This window comes from Rhodanobacter ginsengiterrae, from assembly GCF_050026815.1.
Classification (GTDB): Bacteria; Pseudomonadota; Gammaproteobacteria; order Xanthomonadales; family Rhodanobacteraceae; genus Rhodanobacter; species Rhodanobacter ginsengiterrae.
On record NZ_JALBWO010000051.1, the window covers coordinates 145,620 to 164,457 of the forward strand.

At 66.8% G+C, this 18,838-nt stretch carries 15 protein-coding genes; 5 read left to right on the plus strand and 10 right to left on the minus strand.

All coding sequences use genetic code 11. The features are described from left to right. Nucleotides 1-8: 8 nt before the first annotated feature. The 4 genes from ACQGNJ_RS07620 to ACQGNJ_RS07635 all read right to left on the minus strand — a co-directional run bounded on the left by ACQGNJ_RS07620 (nucleotide 9) and on the right by ACQGNJ_RS07635 (nucleotide 5,077). Complete coding sequence (locus ACQGNJ_RS07620) at nucleotides 9-1,907, minus strand: ATP-binding response regulator (protein WP_426688633.1); 1,899 nt, start codon at nucleotides 1,905-1,907, stop codon at nucleotides 9-11. A gap of 124 nt (nucleotides 1,908-2,031) precedes the next feature. Beyond that, nucleotides 2,032-2,748 (minus strand): TVP38/TMEM64 family protein, encoded by a 717-nt coding sequence (locus ACQGNJ_RS07625; protein ID WP_426688634.1) that lies wholly within the window; start codon nucleotides 2,746-2,748, stop codon nucleotides 2,032-2,034. Continuing rightward, nucleotides 2,745-3,305, minus strand: coding sequence for a nucleoside deaminase (locus ACQGNJ_RS07630; RefSeq protein WP_426688635.1), 561 nt, complete (start codon nucleotides 3,303-3,305; stop codon nucleotides 2,745-2,747). Before ACQGNJ_RS07630 ends, ACQGNJ_RS07625 begins: the two co-directional genes overlap by 4 nt. An 11-nt stretch (nucleotides 3,306-3,316) precedes the next feature. Continuing rightward, nucleotides 3,317-5,077, minus strand: coding sequence for a glutamine--tRNA ligase/YqeY domain fusion protein (locus tag ACQGNJ_RS07635; protein WP_426688636.1), 1,761 nt, complete (start codon nucleotides 5,075-5,077; stop codon nucleotides 3,317-3,319). A 114-nt stretch (nucleotides 5,078-5,191) separates the two neighbouring features. On the opposite strand from ACQGNJ_RS07635, the gene ACQGNJ_RS07640 reads away from it, so the two are divergent. Together ACQGNJ_RS07640 and ACQGNJ_RS07645 are read left to right on the plus strand one after the other, a co-directional pair. Beyond that, nucleotides 5,192-5,461 carry a putative signal transducing protein gene (locus ACQGNJ_RS07640; RefSeq protein ID WP_426688637.1) on the plus strand — a complete coding sequence of 90 codons (270 nt, stop codon included), beginning with the start codon at nucleotides 5,192-5,194 and terminating at the stop codon, nucleotides 5,459-5,461. 35 nt (nucleotides 5,462-5,496) lie between these two features. After that, nucleotides 5,497-6,015 carry an adenine phosphoribosyltransferase gene (locus tag ACQGNJ_RS07645; RefSeq protein ID WP_426688638.1) on the plus strand — a complete coding sequence of 173 codons (519 nt, stop codon included), beginning with the start codon at nucleotides 5,497-5,499 and terminating at the stop codon, nucleotides 6,013-6,015. 17 nt (nucleotides 6,016-6,032) lie between these two features. Here the strand turns inward: ACQGNJ_RS07645 and ACQGNJ_RS07650 are convergent, their stop codons facing one another. Both ACQGNJ_RS07650 and ACQGNJ_RS07655 read right to left on the minus strand, forming a co-directional pair. Then, nucleotides 6,033-6,638, minus strand: a complete 606-nt coding sequence (locus ACQGNJ_RS07650) for a hypothetical protein (RefSeq protein ID WP_426688639.1) — start codon at nucleotides 6,636-6,638, stop codon at nucleotides 6,033-6,035. 79 nt (nucleotides 6,639-6,717) lie between these two features. After that, nucleotides 6,718-7,683: a LysR substrate-binding domain-containing protein gene (locus ACQGNJ_RS07655; RefSeq protein WP_426688640.1), complete on the minus strand. Its 966-nt coding sequence runs from the start codon at nucleotides 7,681-7,683 to the stop codon at nucleotides 6,718-6,720. Nucleotides 7,684-7,984: 301 nt separating this feature from the next. On the opposite strand from ACQGNJ_RS07655, the gene ACQGNJ_RS07660 reads away from it, so the two are divergent. After that, nucleotides 7,985-10,666 carry a M1 family metallopeptidase gene (locus ACQGNJ_RS07660; protein ID WP_426688641.1) on the plus strand — a complete coding sequence of 894 codons (2,682 nt, stop codon included), beginning with the start codon at nucleotides 7,985-7,987 and terminating at the stop codon, nucleotides 10,664-10,666. A 60-nt stretch (nucleotides 10,667-10,726) separates the two neighbouring features. Here the strand turns inward: ACQGNJ_RS07660 and ACQGNJ_RS07665 are convergent, their stop codons facing one another. After that, nucleotides 10,727-11,194, minus strand: coding sequence for a hypothetical protein (locus tag ACQGNJ_RS07665; RefSeq protein WP_426688642.1), 468 nt, complete (start codon nucleotides 11,192-11,194; stop codon nucleotides 10,727-10,729). A 231-nt stretch (nucleotides 11,195-11,425) separates the two neighbouring features. On the opposite strand from ACQGNJ_RS07665, the gene ACQGNJ_RS07670 reads away from it, so the two are divergent. Then, nucleotides 11,426-12,427 (plus strand): hypothetical protein, encoded by a 1,002-nt coding sequence (locus ACQGNJ_RS07670; protein WP_426688643.1) that lies wholly within the window; start codon nucleotides 11,426-11,428, stop codon nucleotides 12,425-12,427. A gap of 154 nt (nucleotides 12,428-12,581) precedes the next feature. After that, nucleotides 12,582-13,616, plus strand: a complete 1,035-nt coding sequence (locus tag ACQGNJ_RS07675) for a DUF535 family protein (protein ID WP_426688644.1) — start codon at nucleotides 12,582-12,584, stop codon at nucleotides 13,614-13,616. Nucleotides 13,617-13,636: 20 nt separating this feature from the next. Here the strand turns inward: ACQGNJ_RS07675 and ACQGNJ_RS07680 are convergent, their stop codons facing one another. The 3 genes from ACQGNJ_RS07680 to ACQGNJ_RS07690 form a co-directional block, all read right to left on the minus strand. Then, complete coding sequence (locus ACQGNJ_RS07680) at nucleotides 13,637-15,997, minus strand: TonB-dependent siderophore receptor (protein ID WP_426688645.1); 2,361 nt, start codon at nucleotides 15,995-15,997, stop codon at nucleotides 13,637-13,639. Between the two features lie 193 nt (nucleotides 15,998-16,190). Further along, nucleotides 16,191-17,198: a FecR family protein gene (locus ACQGNJ_RS07685; RefSeq protein ID WP_426688646.1), complete on the minus strand. Its 1,008-nt coding sequence runs from the start codon at nucleotides 17,196-17,198 to the stop codon at nucleotides 16,191-16,193. Next, complete coding sequence (locus ACQGNJ_RS07690; RefSeq protein WP_426688647.1) at nucleotides 17,198-17,770, minus strand: RNA polymerase sigma factor; 573 nt, start codon at nucleotides 17,768-17,770, stop codon at nucleotides 17,198-17,200. The genes ACQGNJ_RS07685 and ACQGNJ_RS07690 overlap by 1 nt, the downstream gene beginning before the upstream one ends. Nucleotides 17,771-18,838 lie beyond the last annotated feature (1,068 nt).

Sequence of the window (18,838 nt, forward strand, 5' to 3'; positions counted from 1 at the left end):
CGCCGCAGTCACTCACCGGCGTGTGCAGTGGTCCACGCCGACATCATCGCGCTGCGCAACTGCGGCGGCGAGACGGGTTTGTACAGCAGCGGAATGTTCGCCGCGATGATGTCGCGCAGATGGTCCACGCGGGTCTCACCGGTGACCAGCAAGCGCGCGAACGGCGCGTTGCCATCGCGCAGGTAGTGCTGGTCGAGCGCGGCGAACAGGTCGAGCCCCCGCGTGCCGCCGCGAAGTTGCAGGTCGCTGATCACGATGTCCGGCGGCCCGGCCCAGTTCTCCACCGCCTCCATCGCCTGCAGGCGATCCTCGGCCACCTGCACGTCGCAGCCCCAACTGCGCAGCAGGAAGCGCACCCCGGACAGGATCGCCGGGTCGTCGTCGACCACCAGCACGCGCTTGCCGGCGAGGTCGACGGGCATTTCCTGCGGCGGCAGGGATTCGCCCGGCATCGCGCGCGCCACCGGCAACTGGAAGTGGAACACGCTGCCACGGCCGAGCCGGGACTTCACCACCACTTCGGTGTCGAGCAGCCTGGCCAGCCGCTGCACCGTGGCGAGGCCAAGGCCCAGGCTGGACTGCGAACCATCGTCAAGCCCGGCATCGAGATGGTCATCGATACGGTAGAACTCGTCGAACACGCTGGGCAGGTGTTCCGGTGCGATGCCGCTGCCGGTGTCCCATACCTCGATGCGCACCAGGCCGTCCGCAGCCACCCGGGTGCCCAGCAGCGCGCCGCCATGGTGGGTGAAGCGCAGCGCATTGCTGACCAGGTTGTTGAGGATGCGGGTCAGCATGGTGCGGTCGCTGCGCACCCATAGCCGGGTCGGGTGGCTGAGCAATTGCAGGCCACGCTGCTCGGCCACCATGGTGAAATTGCGGCTGACCTCGGCGAACACCTGCGCCAGCGGAAATTCGCTGATCTCCACCTGTACCGCGCCGGTTTCCAGCCGCGACAGGTCCAGCAATTCGCTGAACAGATGATCCAGCGATTGCACGCACTCCTGCACGCGGGCGATCCGGTCCAGCTGCTGCGGGTCGTCCTCGTCCACGCTGAGCGCGGAGGAGAACAAGGTCAGTGCGTACAGCGGCTGGCGCAGGTCATGCGCGGCTGCGGCCAGGAAGCGCGATTTGGCCAGGCTGGCCGCCTCCAGTGCAGCGTTCTTGCGGGCCAGTTCCTGCGTGGCGTGTTCGATCTGTTCCTGCATGCCGCGCCGCACATCGTGAAGCGCGGCGGCGGCGTGATTGAAGCCCCGCTGCAACTGGCCGATTTCAGTGTGATCGGTGATCGGCACCTCGACCGGCTTGTCGCCCTGCCAGAGCTGGTGGACGGCACCGGCCAGGTGGCGCAAGGGAGCGCTGATCCAGCGGGCCGCCTGCCAGGCGATCAGCCCGGCCAGCAGCAGGCTGGCGAGCAGCGCGATCAGTGCATGACGCAGACTGTCCTGCTGGGCGGCAATGGCCTGGTGCAGGCTGATGTCCACCCGCACCGACCCCTCGGCGAGGGCGCCGGGCCGGTCGTGGTCGATCACGTCGCGTACCACGGTCAGCACCTCCGCGGGGCGGCGCCTGGCGTCGACCTCGGCATGATCGGCGAGGATCTGGCCGGCGCTGGAGCGGATCTGCACGCGGACGACGTGCGGCAGTTTGCCGACCGAATCGGCGATTCGCGTCAGTTCCCGCAGCTGCAGGGTCCGCAGCGGTTGCAGACTGATCGAGGCGGCCTGGATGGCGATGGCATCGGCGTTGCCGCGCGCCATCTGGCGCAGGTTGACCAACTGGCGCTGGGTCAGCAGGGTGGCCAGCAGGGCGGCGGTGACCAGCGCTGGTATCAGCGCGACAAAGGCCATCCGCTGCATCAGCGACCGGCGCTGCCACACGCGTTTTGGCCAGGAATCAGCCGCCATGTCCATCCGCCCCCTCCCATCCCGCGTTGCGCGTCGGTCCCTGCAGAACGCTCTTCAGGCCACGCGACTGGCGTCCCGGGTGTTGCCTGGCAACACTAGCGCGAAACGGGCGAATTGACAGCTTTCAGTCGCCCCGGCGATCACCTTGGCGCCATCGCCGCGTGAGGCGTTCCACCAACAGCGGCAACAAGGCGAGCAGGGCGAGCCCGGCCAGCGGCAGCCATACCTCCCGATGCATCAGCAGTCCAGGGCCGATGCTTTCACTCTGGCTCATCGCATCGCCGAGGCCGGCGCCGATTGAGGTTTCGAAGACCAGTGTGACGGTGCCGCCAAGCCAGCTCGCACCGAGGAACAGCCATAGCGGGCAGCGCAGCCAGGCCAGCGCGATCGTGACCGCACCGAACGGCACGACGGGAACGAAGCGCAGGAACAGCGTGTAGCTCACCGGATGCTGCCCGAAACCGTGGTGCATCCGTGCCACGATGGCGGGCGGCTGCCGGCTGCCTGGACCGAAGGCATAACGACTGGCAAGGAACAGGATCAGCGAACCCAGGGTCAGCCCGATCGACGCATACAGCGTGGCGTCGAACACGCCGAAAGCGAAGCCGCCGGCCAGGATCACCACGATGGTGCCCGGAATGCCGGTGGCCACGGTCAGCGTCAGCAGGCCGGTGAAGGCGAAGCGACTCAGCCAGGGGTGGTCGTCGATCTGCGCATGCAGTTCAGCCTGGTTGGCCAGCAACTGATGGGGCGTCAGCTGGTCCAGCGAGCCGGAGGCGAACAGCACGATGCCGGCCAGCACCAGCAGCACCAGCGGCAGCGTGGCGCGCCAGCGGCTCAATACGGTGTGCCGCTGGCGCCGTAGGTGGCCAGGACTTCGCGGGCCTGGTCGCGCAGGATGTCGCGGCGCACCGCAATGTTGCGGCGGTTGAGTTCGCCGATCCAGTCGGCCGGCAGCGGGCCTTCGTCGAAATCGGTCAGTTCCTCGACGTCTTCGGAGCGGGCGCCGATCAGCAGTTCGTCGATGCCGGCCCACACGCTGGCGCCATAGCACTGGCAGCAGGGCTGCGAGCTGGTGGCCAGCACGTAGTGGCCACCGTCCTCGTTCAGCCGATGCCGGCTGAGCCGCTGCTGGGCGATCATGATCACCATCATTTCCGCGTGGGCCACCGAGCAGCTCTGCGGCACCACCCGATTCACGCCGACGGCGACCAGCCGACCGCTGTGGCTGTTGAACACGGCCGCGCCGAACGGACCGCCGCCACCGCGAGCCACGTTCTGTCTCGACAGCTCGATCGCCAGGCCGACGCGTTCCTCGTCGCTGTGGTAACGCTGGTTGGTGTCGGCCACGTCGCCGATCCACGGCGGCAGGGTCAGATGGATTTGCAGGGGCAGCATGGCGTCCTCCGTTACTGGCCGGCAGCCCGGGCCCAGACATCGCGCAAGGTCACCGTGCGGTTGAACACCGGTGCGTCGGCGCGATGGTCGACGCGGTCGGCCACGAAATAGCCCAGCCGCTCGAACTGGAAGCGCTGTTCGGCAGCGACGTCGGCTGCGGCCGGTTCCAGCCAGCCGCGGATCACCCGCTTGGCGTCGGGGTTGATGTGCTCCAGCCAGCTCTTGCCGTCGTCCTCGCTGTCCGGCGCGGCCACGCTGAACAGACGGTCGTACAAGCGCACCTCGGCGGCCACCGCGTGCTTCGCGCTGACCCAGTGGATGGTGCCCTTCACCTTGCGGTCGGCGCCGGGCAGGCCATGGCGGGTTTCGGCATCGAGCGTGCCGTGCAGTTCGGTCACGTTGCCTTCGGCGTCCTTGACGATGCCGGTGCATTTGACGATGCCGACGCCACGCAGGCGCACTTCGCCCTCGGGCTTCAGCCGGTGGAAGCCCTTCGGCGGCACCTCGGCGAAGTCGTCGCGCTCGATCCACACCTCGCGCGCGAACGGCACGGCACGGGTGCCGAAGCTCTCGTCCTTGGGATGGTTGGCGAAGTCCAGGCTTTCCTCGCGGCCTTCGGGCAGATTGGTCAGCACCAGCTTCAGCGGATCGAGCACCGCCATGCGTCGTGCCGAGGTGGCGTCCAGGTCTTCGCGGATGCAGCCTTCCAGCACGGCGTAGTCGATCACGCTGTTCTGCTTGCTCACGCCCAGCCGCTCGATCAGCAGGCGCAGACCGGCCGGGGTGAAGCCGCGGCGACGCAGGCCGCGTAGGGTGTTCATGCGCGGGTCGTCCCAGCCGTCGACGAAGTTCTCGTTGACCAGCTGGGCCAGCTTGCGCTTGCTGGTGATCGAGTAGCTGAGGTTGAGGCGGGAGAATTCGATCTGGCGCGGCTTGGCCGGCCGCGTGGGCAGGCCGGCATCGAGCAGCGGCTGCCAGAGTTCGGGATGGTTCGGCAGGTCGACCTTGTCGACGAACCAGTCATACAGCGGCCGGTGGTCCTCGAACTCCAGCGTGCACAGCGAATGGGTGATGCCTTCGAGCGCGTCGGACAGGCAGTGCGCGTAGTCGTACATCGGGTAGATCGGCCAGGCGTCGCCGGTGTTCTGGTGGGCGATCTTGCGCACACGGTAGATCGCCGGATCGCGCAGGTTGATGTTGCCGGCGGCCATGTCGATCTTCGCGCGCAGGGTCTTGCTGCCGTCGGCGAATTCGCCCGCGCGCATGCGCGCAAACAGGTCCAGGTTCTCCTCCACCGACCGCTCGCGAAACGGCGAGTGGCGGCCCGCTTCGGTCAGCGTGCCGCGATAGGCGCGCATCTGCTCGGCGTCGAGGTCGTCGACATAGGCCACGCCATCGGCGATCAGCTTGCAGGCGGCGCGGTAGAACACCTCGAAGTAATCCGAGGCGTGGCGCAACTCATGCCATTCGAAGCCGAGCCAGCGCACGTCGTCCTTGATGCCCTCGACGAATTCGGGGTCTTCCTTGCCCGGATTGGTGTCGTCCAGGCGCAGGTTGCACCAGCCACCGAATTCCTGCGCGATGCCGAAGTTCAGGCAGATCGCCTTGGCGTGGCCGATGTGCAGGTAGCCGTTCGGCTCCGGCGGAAAGCGGGTGTGGATGGCCGTGTGCTTGCCCGACGCCAGGTCCTCGCGCACGATCTGCCGGATGAAATCCTGCGGCACCGTGGCCGGCGGATTGGCGGGTGCAGCGGCGGGACGATCGGTCGACATCAGGCTCTGGCTCACGGACGAGGGTGGAAACGAGCAAGTTTACCCTGTCGCCGACTTCGGGCGCAGGGCGGGGCGGCTTGCCCCGTACTGCCGTGCGGGCGTAGCGTGCGGACCATGCACACCATCTATCGCGCCGAAAACCTGTTCGATGCCCACCTGGTCAAGGATGCGCTGGAAGCCGGCGGCATCCCCGCGTTCATCGCCGGCGAGTACCTGACCGGCGCGGTGGGGCAATTGCCGGCGATGGATTACATCGCGGTGATGGTTCCCGAAGCCGCCCTGGCCGACGCCAGCGCCGTCGTGGCCGAGGTTGAAGCCGGCCTGGGCGAGGCCCGGCAGGCCATGCATGACGGTGACCTGCCAGGCGAGCTGTTGCCGTGCTGAGTCATATCCATCGCTTCCCTTGCTGAGCACGCGGCATGCACGAATTCGCTGAGTTGATCCGCGCGGTACCCGATTTTCCGCTGCCGGGCGTGGTGTTTCGCGACGTGACCCCGCTGCTGGCCGACGCTGTCGCTTTCGCCCGCTGCATTGATGCCCTGGCCGAGCCGTGGCAGCACGGCGACGTGCAGGCAGTATGTGGCGTCGAGGCGCGCGGCTTCATCTTCGGCGCGGCGCTGGCGCACCGGTTGCGTGCCGGCTTCGTGCCGCTGCGCAAGCCCGGCAAGTTGCCGCCGCCGGTGATCGCGGCGGCGTACCAGCTTGAATACGGCGCGGACCGGCTGGAGGCGCAACACGCGGCGATCCATCCGGGCGAACGCGTGCTGCTGATCGACGACGTGCTGGCCACTGGCGGCACGCTGGCGGCGGCGGGTGCGCTGGTGGAGCAGCTGGGCGGCGAGCTGCTCGGTGCCGGCGTGGTGATCGAACTGGTCGGGCTGCGCGGCCGCGAGCGCTGGCCGGACGCGAAGCCCCTGCACAGCCTGTTGCGTTACTGAGGTTGTCCCGCCCCGGCTCAGACCGGGACGATGGTGATGCTTTCCACATAGATCAGTTCGCAGGCGCCGCCACCGGTGTCGTTGCGGGTCAGCGAGGTGTTCCAGTGCCAGCCGTCGGGCCGGCTGGCATCGACCAGGAAGCCCTCGATGTGCACGACCTGTCCGGTGCGGACCAGCTCCAGCTGGCGCCTGACGTCGTCGTCGGCAGGAATCATGTGCATGTTCGCGCTGGAGGTTTCGATCTCCCGGCGCGGGATCGGGAAGTCCTTGACGTGCCAGTAGTAGAAGCGGCCGGACTGGCGGATGTCGATCGTCGCCAGCACCTCGCTGTCGGACATGCGACCCCAGCCTAGCGCGAGGTCGACGGGTACCAGGTCGCCATCGCTGGCACCCGAATAATCCTTGCGCGAAAGCACGCGCGCGGTGATGTCGAAATGGGCGCGGGTCTGCAGGCTGACGCCGTCGCGCTGCAACACTGCGCCGTGATCCAGGTCGACCTGCTGCGGCACCTCGGCAGCGAGCACGCCGGGCGCGGTCGCCACGGCGCCGTGCTGCCGCTGCGACAGGAAGAACACCAGCGCCAGCATTGCCGCGGCGGCGATCAGCAGTTTGCGCATCGTCATGTGAGGTCCGGGGCCACGTGAATCCGCTGGTGCTGAGGATGATCGGTGCTGGCGCCGGCGGCGTCCAGAGAGGCGGCGGTCAGCGCGCGGACGTCTTGCGCTTCAGCGCGCGCGCCGCTGTCGCGGGCGTGGTGGCGGAACGCGTGTCGAGCAGGTCGGCCGGCAAGTCGCGCAATACTTCGGCCAGTCGCTTGAGGAACGCATCCATCGCCGAGCTCTTGCGCCAGACCATCGCAATGCGCCGGCTCGGTGGCGTGCCCTTGAACTCGATCAGGTGCAGGTTCTCCACCGGGGCCACCGGCGGCTTCACCGCGGTCACCGGCAGCAGGGTGATGCCGACGTTGGCTGCCACCATCTGGCGCAAGGTCTCCAGGCTGGTGGCGCGGAAGCCCGAATGTTCGCCGGCGCCGGCCAGATGGCAGACCTCCAGCGCCTGGTCGCGCAGGCAGTGGCCATCCTCCAGCAGCAGCAGGTTCTGGTGGGACAGGTCGGACAGTTTCAACTGGCCCTGCTTGTGCGCCAGCGGATGCGCCTCGGACACGGCCAGCAGGAAGGGTTCCTCGAACAGGAATTCCTGATGCAGGCTGTCCTCGTGCAGCGGCAGCGCAAGAATGCCGGCGTCGAGCTTGCCCTCGTGCAGCAGGCGCAGCACGGTCTCGCTCTTTTCCTCGACCAGCAGCAGCTCCAGTCGCGGGAAGGCCTTGCGCACCAGTGGCAGCACATGCGGCAGCAGATACGGCCCCAGGGTCGGGAAGATGCCCAGTCGCACCGTGCCGGATTCGGGGTCCAGCGTGCGCCGTGCCACGCCGCGGATCTGCTCGATCTCGTTGAGCACGTTGCGCGCGCGCATCGCGATGTCGCGGCCGACTTCGGTCAACAGCACTTTGCGCGGCGTACGCTCGACCAGCGGTACGCCCAGTTCGTCCTCCAGTTTCTTGATCTGGGTGGACAAGGTGGGCTGGCTGACGAAGCAGGCATTGGCGGCGCGACCGAAGTGGCGGTGCTCGGCCAGGGCCACCAGGTACTGGAGATCGCGCAGGTTCATGGGGTGTCCCGATACGGCAATAGCCAGAAACTATGGGCGGGATGGTAACAATCAATTGGAGCGATGCAAGCGATGTCGCTAACCTGCACGCCGTTGGTCCCGTGACAACCCCGCGCGTCGGAGTCCCCTCCCTCTCCCCCGCAGGCGCGCGGGCTTCCCCGACCGGCGATGGAGTCCGCTTCATCGCCGGTTTTTTTTGGCCAGCGGATGACGCTGTGGCAGCGGCCATGCCTTCTGGCACTGGGTCGCAAGTCATGCCCGCTCTAGCGTTGGGATTTCCCCCACGCCAGAGCACCTTGCCATGCGTCGATTCGCCCGCCCCCTTCTGCTTACCGCCCTCGCCACCTGCTGTGGCGCGGCGTTCGCCGCCACTGCCGATCAGGCGCCGCAGGGGCGACTGCCGGGCTGGGCGGTACCGCAGTCCTACCAGCTGGCGTTCAAGGTCGACCCTGCGCAGCAGGATTTTTCCGGTACCACCACGATCAAGCTCAAGCTGAGCCAGGCCTCCGATCATCTGTGGCTGGATGGCGCCGAGTTGAAGGTGTCGAAGGTGACGATCACCGATGCCGCCGGCAAGTCGCATGTCGGCAAGTACGTCAGCGTGGATCCGAAGGCCGGCGTGGTGCGGGTGGACTTCGGCAGCACGCTGCAGCCGCAGGACCTCACCGTGAAGTTCGAGTACACCGCGCCGCTCAATGCGCAGTTGCAGGGCCTGTACAAGGTCACCGCGAAGGGCCAGCCCTACGCGATGACGCAGATGGAGCCGATCAGCGCCCGCTTCGCGTTTCCCGGTTTCGACGAGCCCGGTTTCAAGACCCCGTTCGACATCAGCATCACCGTGCCGGACCACGAGAACGTGGTGGCGAATACCAGGCAGGTGAAGGAGCAGGCGGCCGGCAAGGGCTGGAAGACGGTGACCTTCGCGCAGACGCTGCCGCTGCCGACGTATCTGGTGGCGTTCGCGGTCGGGCCGTGGGACATCGTGGACGGCCCGGACATCTCGCCCGACGCCTATCGCAGCGAGCCGCTGAAGCTGCGCGGCATCGCCGCCAAGGGCGAGGGCCATCGCATGCAGCACGTGCTGAGCGAAACGCCGAGCATCATCCACGCGCTGGAGAACTACTACGGCTTCGGCTATCCGTTCGGCAAGCTCGACCTGCTGGCCGCGCCGGATTTCGAGGCTGGCGCGATGGAGAACCCGGGTCTGGTGACGTTCCGCGACTGGCTGCTGCTGCTGGACAAGGATTCCCCGGCGCGCAACGTGCAGGGTTCGTTCAACGTCAACGCGCATGAGCTGGCGCACCAGTGGACCGGCGACACGGTGACCACCGAATGGTGGAACGACATCTGGCTCAACGAGGCGTTTGCGACCTGGATGCAGCAGAAGGTCACCATGCAGGTGCATCCGGAATATCGCGCCGACCTGGATCGCGTGCGCGGTGCGCAGGGCGCGATGAGCAACGACAGCCTGACCAGTGCGCGCAGCATCCGCCAGCCGATCTCCGGCAACGGCGACATCATGACCGCGTTCGACGGCATCACCTACCAGAAGGGTGCCAGCGTCATCGGCATGTTCGAAAACTATGTGGGTGAGAAGACCTACCAGAAGGGCATGCGCGCGTACATCCAGAGCCAGAAGTACGGCAATGCCACCGCCGACGACCTGGTCTCGGCGATTGCCACCGCCGCTGACAAGGGCGACGCCTTCAAGCACGCGTTCAAGAGCTTCCTCGACCAGTCCGGCGTGCCGTACGTGGCGACCAGGCTGGAACAGAAAGACGGCCAGACCGTGCTGCAGCTGAGCCAGAGCCGCTACCTGCCGCTCGGCAGCAGCGGCGAACCGCAGCGCATCTGGGGTGTGCCGGTATGCGTGCGCTATGGCACGAATGATGGCAGCAAGGTGGCCTGCGACATGCTGGACAAGGCCAGCGGCTCGATGGTGCTCGCCGGCGCCAGCCATCCGACCTGGGTGATGCCGAACGCGAATGCCAGTGGCTACTACCGCTTCAGCTTGGACAAGGACGGCCTCGCCAGTCTGATCAAGCAGGTCGGCAAGCTCAGCGATGCCGAGCAGCTGGCTTACGCCGATGCGATCAATGCCAGCTTCCGTCGCGGTGACCTCGACGCGGGCCAGGTGCTGGCTGCGCTGCAGCCGCTGACCAGCTCGAAGATCCGCGAAGTGGCCACCGCGCCGCTGGGCATGGTCAGTGGTCTGTACCATCGCATTGCCACCACCGATGCACAGCGTGCCCGTCTGACGGCATGGGCCACGGCTGCCTACCTGCCGCGGCTGGAACAGCTCGGCTACCAGCGCAAGGCGGGCGAGCCGGAAGACGATTCGCTGATGCGCGGCAGCCTGGCCAGCTCGCTGGCGTTCGATTTCAAGGTGCCGGAAGTGCGTGCGGCCCTGCTCAAGCAGGGTGAGGCGGCACTCAAGCCGGGCGCGGATGGCCAGCTGAACCTGGCCGCCGCCGATCCCGATCTGCTCGGTGACGCGCTCGGCGTGGCGGTGCAGGAACACGGCAAGAGCGCAGTCGATGCCTTGATTGCCGCGTTGCCCAAGACCAGTGATCCGGCCCTGCGCAACGGCATCCTCGGCGGTCTGGCCAGCGTGGAAGATCCGGCGCTGACCGAACAGGTGCGCAACTTCGCGCTGACCAAGCCGGTCAAGGTCGGCGAGATGGGCATGCTGCTGCGTGGCGGCCGCGATACGCGGGCCGAGCGCGATGCGATGTGGACGTGGTTCACCGCGCACTATGCGCAGATCATCGCCCGCACCGGCAGCTTCTCCGGCGGACGCCTGCCTGCGCTGGCCGCCGGTGGTGGCTGCTCCACCGCCGAGTACGATCGTCTGCAGTCGTTCTTCAAGACGCGCGAGAAGGATGCTGCCGGCATCGGCCGTGGCCTGGCGCAGACCGGCGAATCGATCCAGCTGTGCAGCGCGTTGACGGCCAGGCAGGATCCGGCCGCCATCCTGCGCTGATCGGGTCATGCGCGGTCGGCACGCCAGCGTGTCGACCGCGCCATCCGGCAAGTCGCCCCGTCAGTTCGGCGCGGTGGCTTCCATCGGCAGTCTGCTGTCCAGCCATTCAAGCATGAACACGTCCAGCGACTGTCGCGCTGGCCGTTCGATGCCGGCCTCGCGCACGAAGGCAGTGGCAGCCTTCATCAGCGACTGTCGCGATTGGCTGGAAGCCTGCCGCGCGGCAGCCTGCTGCTGACGCAGCTGCACGATATGCGGCGAAGGCCGGCCCGGTTTGACGAACTTCTGGTAGCGCCGCAATTCATCGGCGACCTGGCCGGTACGGAGGGCCGCCTGCAATACGGCTTGTTGCGCATGCAACAGCTGGATCAGTGAGGCTGCCGCCGGTGTCGGATGGGCCGCGTCGCCCCGGCCGAGCAGCAGGTCGGCGAGTTCGGCCGGCCATGTTGCCGGACGCATGCCGCCGGCCATCAGCTGTTCCAGTTCGTGCAGAAAACCGGCATGGAGGAACGGTTGCAGCGTAGCCATGGCAAACCCAAGCCGGGAAACAGACGACGATACGTGGTTGAGGTGGCGGACGCCATGACGCATCCAGGGCCGCGCCGGATGTTGCGTCAGCGGTCATTGTTCACATCGCGGTGGTCCGGCTGGCGATAATATCGAGGCATATACGGGTGTATCGGCCGCCAGCGTCACGGCACAGGCCGCGCGACATCGTTCCACTCACATGTTCCATCGGCATCGCCTACAGGGGGCTTGATGATCGAGCTGGAAATCCAGGGCCTCTCGCAGAGTCGGGAAGGTTTGCTCATCGAAGTTGGCCGTTTCATTCTCGCCAGCGGTTTCACGCTTCAGCGCCAGCGTCTGGTGCAGGATACGCACGGCATCCTGTTGACCATGGTGGTGCGCGGTCCGCCGCGAAAGCAGCGCGCGCTCGAAGCGGCGCTGGAGACCTACGACCGCTTCATCAGCTTCAACGTCTCGCCGTTCGTGGAAGGCGAATCGAAACCGCACTTCGGCGCGTCGGCGAAGCGTTCGACCTATCTGCCGCCGCCGGCACCCGAGCCGCTGCCGATCGAGCTTGCTGCACAGCCTGCAGTCGTAGCTGTCGTGGCAGCGGCGCCTCAGCCGACAGACGGACCATTCACGGTCGCGCCGATCTTGACCAGGCCGGTCGGCGCAGAGGCTTCGCCTCCAACCGCGGCCGCGGCGGCCCCGCCCGAAACGGACTTCGACTTCATCCTGCCCACGCCGCGCGCGCCGGCACCCGCGCCGGCAGCAGCGGTAGATGTCCAGCCATTCGTCGAAACGGTGATGCTGGGGCCGGACGAAGCGGCGGTCGACCAGGCGCTGCAAGCCCTTGAGCACGACTACCCCAGGCTCATGCCCAAGCTGCTGGCGCTGCAGGGGGCGCTGGCGGAAGGCGCGCGCGAGTCCTCGCTGGCCCTGGCTGGCCAGCGTGTCGGGAGCTGGGTGTTCTCCCGGGAATACGCACTGGACAGCGGGCTGGAGCTGGCCGATGCACTCGAACGCATCGGCACACCGGCGTTGCGCGCGCTGATCGAGGTGGATCTGCAGGAGGCGCAATTGCACCTGCTCGCCAGTCCGCTGTGCACGGAAGGGCACTCGGGTTGCAGCTTCTTCAGCGGCTTTCTGGAAGGACTGCTTGGCCCGGCCATCGCGCCGGGGAGTCTGTCGATTTTCCCGGTGTGCTGCCGCAGTTACGGTGCCGATGCCTGCGTGCTGGCGATTTCCGACTGACCACCTGATCGCCGGCACAACCGCACCGGCGGTCCTGCCCACGACTCACTGTGGCTCGTCCTGACGGGTGGGCCGTGCCGCCCCTGCAACGGCCATTTCAAAATTCGGCTGCCCGCGCGTCTCAAGGGTCAACTCGGCATGACGAGGTGGACCGATGCGTATCGAAAGAATCAACAAGACGGGCATGCTGTGGATGGAAGCCATGCGCGCTCGCTGGTCGCTGCGACATGCTTCGGGTGAGCGGCGCTGGCAGCTTGTCCTGCACATGACAAGCTGGCTTCGGCTGTTCAGGGCGCAGACGCGATGGCTGCACTCGATCCATGCACGGGAATCGATGCGCCGCGCGGCGCAGGCCGATCCGCGGCTCTACGAGCGCTGGCATCGGCCCTATATTTCGACGCACTTCAATGCCGACGCACGGCGGCGCATCGTCAGCGCCCACTACACGTTCGTGATGCGGCGCTTTCCTGCGTGGCTGGCCGAACGCGTCGTACTGGGCGGTGGCGCGAGGCTGGCCAGCTTTCGTCTCGACGATACCGGCGATGTTCACCTGCACCTGCGCAAACCTTCGCGTGGTGACGCCGGCGAACTGGGCCTGCTGCTGCTGACCGAAGACAAGGACCTGCTGGCCACCTGCATCCTCACGTTCGACCGTCCCGACAGCATCACCATCGGTGCGCTGCTGGGTGCAGGTGCGCATACTCCGTTCGAGGCGACCCGCGACTTCATGCAGGCCAGTCATGGCTTGCATCCCAGGGAGCTGCTCCTGGCGCTGGTGCGCGAGCTTGCCGCGCTGCATGGCGTGCAACGCATTCGCGCCGTCCACTCATCGACATGTGCAGGCAGCTCGTCGAACGAACTCGCCGTGGAAGACAGCGATGCCTTCTGGCTGGGGCAGGGCGCCGGTCCGGCGGATTCGGGTTGCCATGCGTTGCCGCTGGTGCTGGAGCCGGTGCCGTGCAGCGCAGGCCCCCGCAGCCGCGCTGAAAAGCGGCTGCGCAGCGAGGCGTTTCGCCAGCAGGCGTGCGAGATCTTCGTTGCTGCACTTTGCCAGACCAGCGCGCCGCGCCCAGGCCGGATCGCGACGCCGGTGGCTCGCGACGCGGCCGCCACGGCGGGCAGCGGTCGATCCGCTTCGAGTCAGAAGGCTTCCGCCGACCAGGCCAACTTGCTGGTCGCCGGTGCGTGAGCTGCGCATCGTTGCGGCGGCTAGAAATGGAACGTTCCGCTGAGGACGACCATGCGGCCTTCGCGGACCGGCACGAAGGAGGACTCGGCATTGATCGCATACAAGGTGCGTGCAAAAAGATTCTTCACGCCAAGCGTCATCGTCCAGGGATCGGCGTGGTAGGTCAGGTTTGCTTCCGCGCTGAGCTGACGGGGGATCGCGAAATGGCCGCCGCCCTCGACGCGCCCGGTGGTGGCACTGCGTCCGAATACCCCGCCGGCCACGCTCCAGGATCGCAGGGCAGGTCGCTGGAAGCGGTAGCTGGCCCATGCGTTCCACTGATGCCGCGGTGCGCCGAAGGGCAAGCTGCCGTCGTGATTGCGGATGCGCGCGCCGGTGTAGCTTGCCGACAGGTCCAGGCCCGGCAGGACCTGTCCATCAAGCTCGATCTCCACGCCGGTGTTGGTCTGGCCGGGACCGGGCACGGCAAAATGCGGCGCTTCGGGCGACACCTCGTTGATGCTGTGGTCCAGCTGGATCCGGTACCAGGCCACGCTCAGTCTGGCACGCTGCTCGAACATGCCGAGCCGGCTTCCCACTTCGATCTGGCGCGACACCGCAGGAGGCAGCGGCCGGCCATCCTCGCCCAGCAGTGCGTCGGCCTGGAACCCGCTGCTGCTGGAAGCGTAGAGCGATACATCGGCTGCCGGCTGGTATACCACTCCCAGACGTGGCACCCACTTCGATCGGCGCATGGCGGGCGACGCCAGCCCGCTCAGCTGGTAGGTGGCGTGACGCAGGGTCGCCAGAACATGCCATGACGCGCCAATCGAGATCTGGTCCTGCGCGAACAGCCCGGTCTGGGTCGACCACGATCCGCCAAGCTGGCGCGCCCGCGTGAGCCCCGCGTCCTGCAACGACGCCGAAGGCAGAAAGGCGTACGACAGCGATTCGGCGTTGATGGCTGTTCGCGCCGTGGTGACGCTGGATGCGTCGCTGTTGCCCGCGTGCGTGCGGGCGTAGTCGATTCCCAGCAGCACGTCGTGCACCAGCACGCCTTGCTCGAAGCTTGCCGCCAGTTCGTTCTGCAACGTGTAGAACGCGTCGGAATAGCGGTAGGTGCTCGCCAGGGCCTGGGTGAGGCCGACGCGCTGGGTATCGTGGAAGGCCCAGGCCTGGCCGCTGCTTCGCTGGCTTACATATTGCCCGCGACTGCGCACGCTCCAGTCGTTGCCGAGGGTGTGTTCGGCCATGTAGAACGCGCGGCTGGTGAGGAACCTCGCATGATCGTCCGGGTTGCCCAGCAACTGGTTGAAGGGCGACGCTTCGGCGAGCGACTGGCCGAGCAACACCTTGTGGTCCGGCACCGGCACGCGGTTGTCGACATATTCGAGACCGAACAGCAATCGCGTGGCATCGTGCTGCCACGCGATCGACGGCGCCAGGTAACCGCTGCGCTGGCCCTGATAGCCCTGCGCCGTGCGTGCGGCCCGATTGCCCGCCGCAATCAGGCGATAGCTCAGTTGTCCCCGCTTATCGAGCGCACCGGCCAGGTCCACGCCCAGTCGCGTGCCGTCATAGCGTCCGCTGGAAAACATCACCTGGCGCACCGGCTCGGCCTGCGGCCGTTTCATCACGATGTTCACCGAGCCGCCGAAATTGTTGTCGACCGACGACTCGCCGAGGATCGTCTCCGGCCCCTTCAACACCTCGACCCGCTCGATGCCGATCAGCGGCGGCAGATCCTCGATGCGCGCCACGCCATTGGGCATGCCATCGGTGAGGCCGTTGCCGGTGGCGAACCCGCGAATGCGAAACAGCGGCGGCCCGCCGAAGCCATCCACATAGTCCACCCCCGCGACATGGCGCACCACGTCGGCCACCTCGAAGGCCTGCCGGGAGTCCATCAGGTCGCGCGTCACGATGCTCACCGACTGCGGCAGGTCGGCCAGGTTCGCCTCCGTGCGCGTGGCGCCACGCGTGGTGTCGGCGATGAAGCCGGTGTCGCTCAACACCAGGCCCGATACCTGCACGGCATCGAGCACCGAGACGACCGGCACACCCGGCTTGGTGCCGCTGAGCGCGCTTGCGTAGGAAATTGCCGGGGTGAAGTCATGCTGGTGCACCACCACCGTGCGCTTGCCGATCACCTCGTAGTCGAGTCCGCTGCCGGCCAGCAGACGCGCAAGCGCCTGTTCCACGTTCAAGCTGCCCGACGTGCCCGCGCTGTACCGGCCGGCGATCGCGGTGCTGGAGGCGAGTATCTGCACGTCGGCCTGGCGCCCAAGCTCCATCAGCGCACTGGACATCGGTTGCGGCGGGATCGAGAAGGTGGTCTGGCCGGACTGCAGGATCGGTGCGCCTGAAGCAGCGCGGGCCGGGCCGGCGAACGTCGCGGCCACGGCTGCCGCCAGACACAGGCCGAACGCGCAGCGGATCCGTCTCGCGCGACGCCACCGCCTCATCCGCCGCACCGTCGCCATGCATCTTGCGTCGAGAGGTCGCCCTGGCAACGCGTGGCCGGCATGCATCCTGTGCAGGGGCAGCATTTACGTCCCGCCATCTTGCCTACCCTGCATGCGGCCCATCGGCCATCTATGGTTTTTCGGTGCTCGACAGCACCACATGATCGGCGAACGTGCTCACCTGTACCGGGAAAATGTGCGGCAAGGCGCCGACCCAAGTGTCGATATTAGTGGTGTTGACGGTGCCGGTGAACATCAGTTCGCCCAGTTTCGGATCGGCCATCTGCACCGGCTGCCGACTGTAGCGGTTGACGTTGGCCAGTACGGCCGACAGCGGTTCATTGACGAATTCCAGCCGATGCTGGCGCCATGCCGCCGCATGCTCCGGGGCCACCTCCGTCACGCTGAGCGCACCGCTGGCCGGGTCGTATTCGGCGCGCTGGCCAGCCACCAGATCGAGTCGGCCCGACCTCGTTCCGGCAACGAGCTTTGCGCCGCCGGCGGGTGACAGGCGCACCCGACCTGCGGTCACCGTCACGCTGACGCGCTGGCCAGTACGCTGTACGTTGAATGCGGTGCCGAGATCCTCGATGTGCAAGGGACCGGCGGTGACCACGAAGGGACGGTGCCGGTCGTGCGTGACGGTGAAGAACGCTTCACCCGCGCCCAGCTCGATATCGCGACGATCGCGCTCAAAACGCGTGGTCAGCGTGGACGCCGCCCCGAGCTGGACGGCAGTGCCATCAGGCAATCGGATATCGCGGTCCTCGGCCACCGCACTGGCGTAGTGCAGCGATGACGGTGAGCGATCCAGCCCGCCGCGCAGCATCCAGCCGCCCAGCATCACCACGCAGATCATCGCCGCGGCCGCCGCGGCTGCCAACAGACGGCGTGGCCGCTTTGCGCTGCGTGGGGCGAACTCCTCAATCAGCCGCCGCCGCTGCCGGGGCGACGCGCTGGCAACCATTTCGCCCAGCGCGTTGAGTTGCTCGAAGGTCTCTGCGTTGCTGGGATCGGCCACCATCCATGCCCCCCAGCGTTCGAGCAGGTCCGGGGAAGGCGCGGGATCACGCAGTTGAGTCCACCACAGCGCGGCCGTGCGCATGGTTTCCTCGTCGAATCCGGTGGTGGTGCCCATCACGGCGTCTCCCTTGCAAAACATCGTTCTCGACAGTGGGCCATCGCGCGGCTGACGTGATAGCGCACCATGCGCTCGCTGAGCTTCATGTCTTCGGCAATGGCCGCAAAGCCGCGTCCTTCCAGCACATGCATCACGAACGCCTGGCTCGATTTGGCCGGCAGCTCGCGCAGCGCCGTCTGCACTTTCTTCCATTGCTGGCCGGCCCACAGGTGCTGCTCGGGCAGCGGCATGGCGTGCAGATCCTCGCTGGCCGGCGCGGGCGTCATGCTGGCGCGGACCTTGCGCTTGCGCAGATAGTCCACCGACTGATTGATCGCCATGCGGAACAGAAACGCCCGCGGCGATTCCACATGGCCGAGGTCGCTCATGGTCAGCAACTTCACATAGACCTCCTGGGCGATCTCCTGCGCATCGGTGCGCGAGCCGAGACGGCATTGCAACAGCGCCAGCAGGGCATGGTGATGCTCGCGATACAGCGCGGCCACCCGCTCGGCATGCGCGGGCGCACGCCTCTCTGGCGCTTCGTCGTTGCGGCGGAGTGGATCCTTTAAGCGGTGGGGGCTGTCCATCCGGGTACTCATGGCGCGCTTCGCGCATGGGGTCGGGCCAGGTGGCGACCCACGGGTTTGTCGATTCCGGGCTTAGACGTGTCAGGCCGGGGAAATTGAAATGGCGCCGGTTCTTTCCCCGGACAAGGCCGTATATCCGTTGATGGGGCCCAGAGGGCACTGCGTTGCCGGAAAGCTTGCCGAGACCATCGCAACCGGCAGCCAATCGATCGTTGCTATGCGTTGCTGGAGTCTGTTGCTAGCGCATGGGTGCAGCGACTTGCGGATCAGGTTCGCGGGCGTGCGTGGCCGTTGCTCTTGAAGCAAGAGCTTTCGTCCTCCTTCGGAGGGCGAGTCACTTTCTCTCGCTTGCCCGAGAGAAAGTAACCCAAGAGAGGGGCACCCCGCTTCCGCGCTTTCCGGGCATCGGGCAACCGCTCCTGCGTTGCCTCAACTCGGGCATCCATGCCCTCGCCATGCCCGGAAAGTCCGCGTGCGGGTTGCGGGGTTTGTCGACAGGGCATCCTGCCCTGACGCCAAACTGGCCGGCATCCCAGCCGGCCACCCTGCGGGCTGATCCTCCACCCGCCCGCCGCTGCAGAGGGGCCCCGGGTAGAGCGACGCGCATCCTTGGCGTACTTTTCAGAACAGCCAGGTCAACAGCCTGAGCAAGAGCAGCAGAGCGACGCGTCGCTCTGCTTCTGGCTCTGGCTCTTGCTTCCACGCTTCATCACCGAGTGCGGGCCAGGAAGGCCCGCCGCTCTACCCGGGGTCCCTTGCGCGGCGGTGAGTCGGGGACGACAGGCCCGCAGGGGAGTCGACATGGATGTCGACTCCTTTTCGCACGGGCAGGAAGCCCGTTCGAAAAGCCCGGTCCCGGCTCACGGACTTGTTGGGCAGGATGCCCAACAAGCGCCAAGCGGGGTGGCCTTTCTCTTTGGTTATCTTTCTCTTTGGCCACGTGTTTGGACCGGGGACATGGGTAACAGGTGTGCCAGGACATGGGTTACACCTCACCGCTGATTTCTAGCGCGGTGGAGGTGTTATTTCATGGCTTGGAAGGAAACCACATCAATGACTCTGCGAACT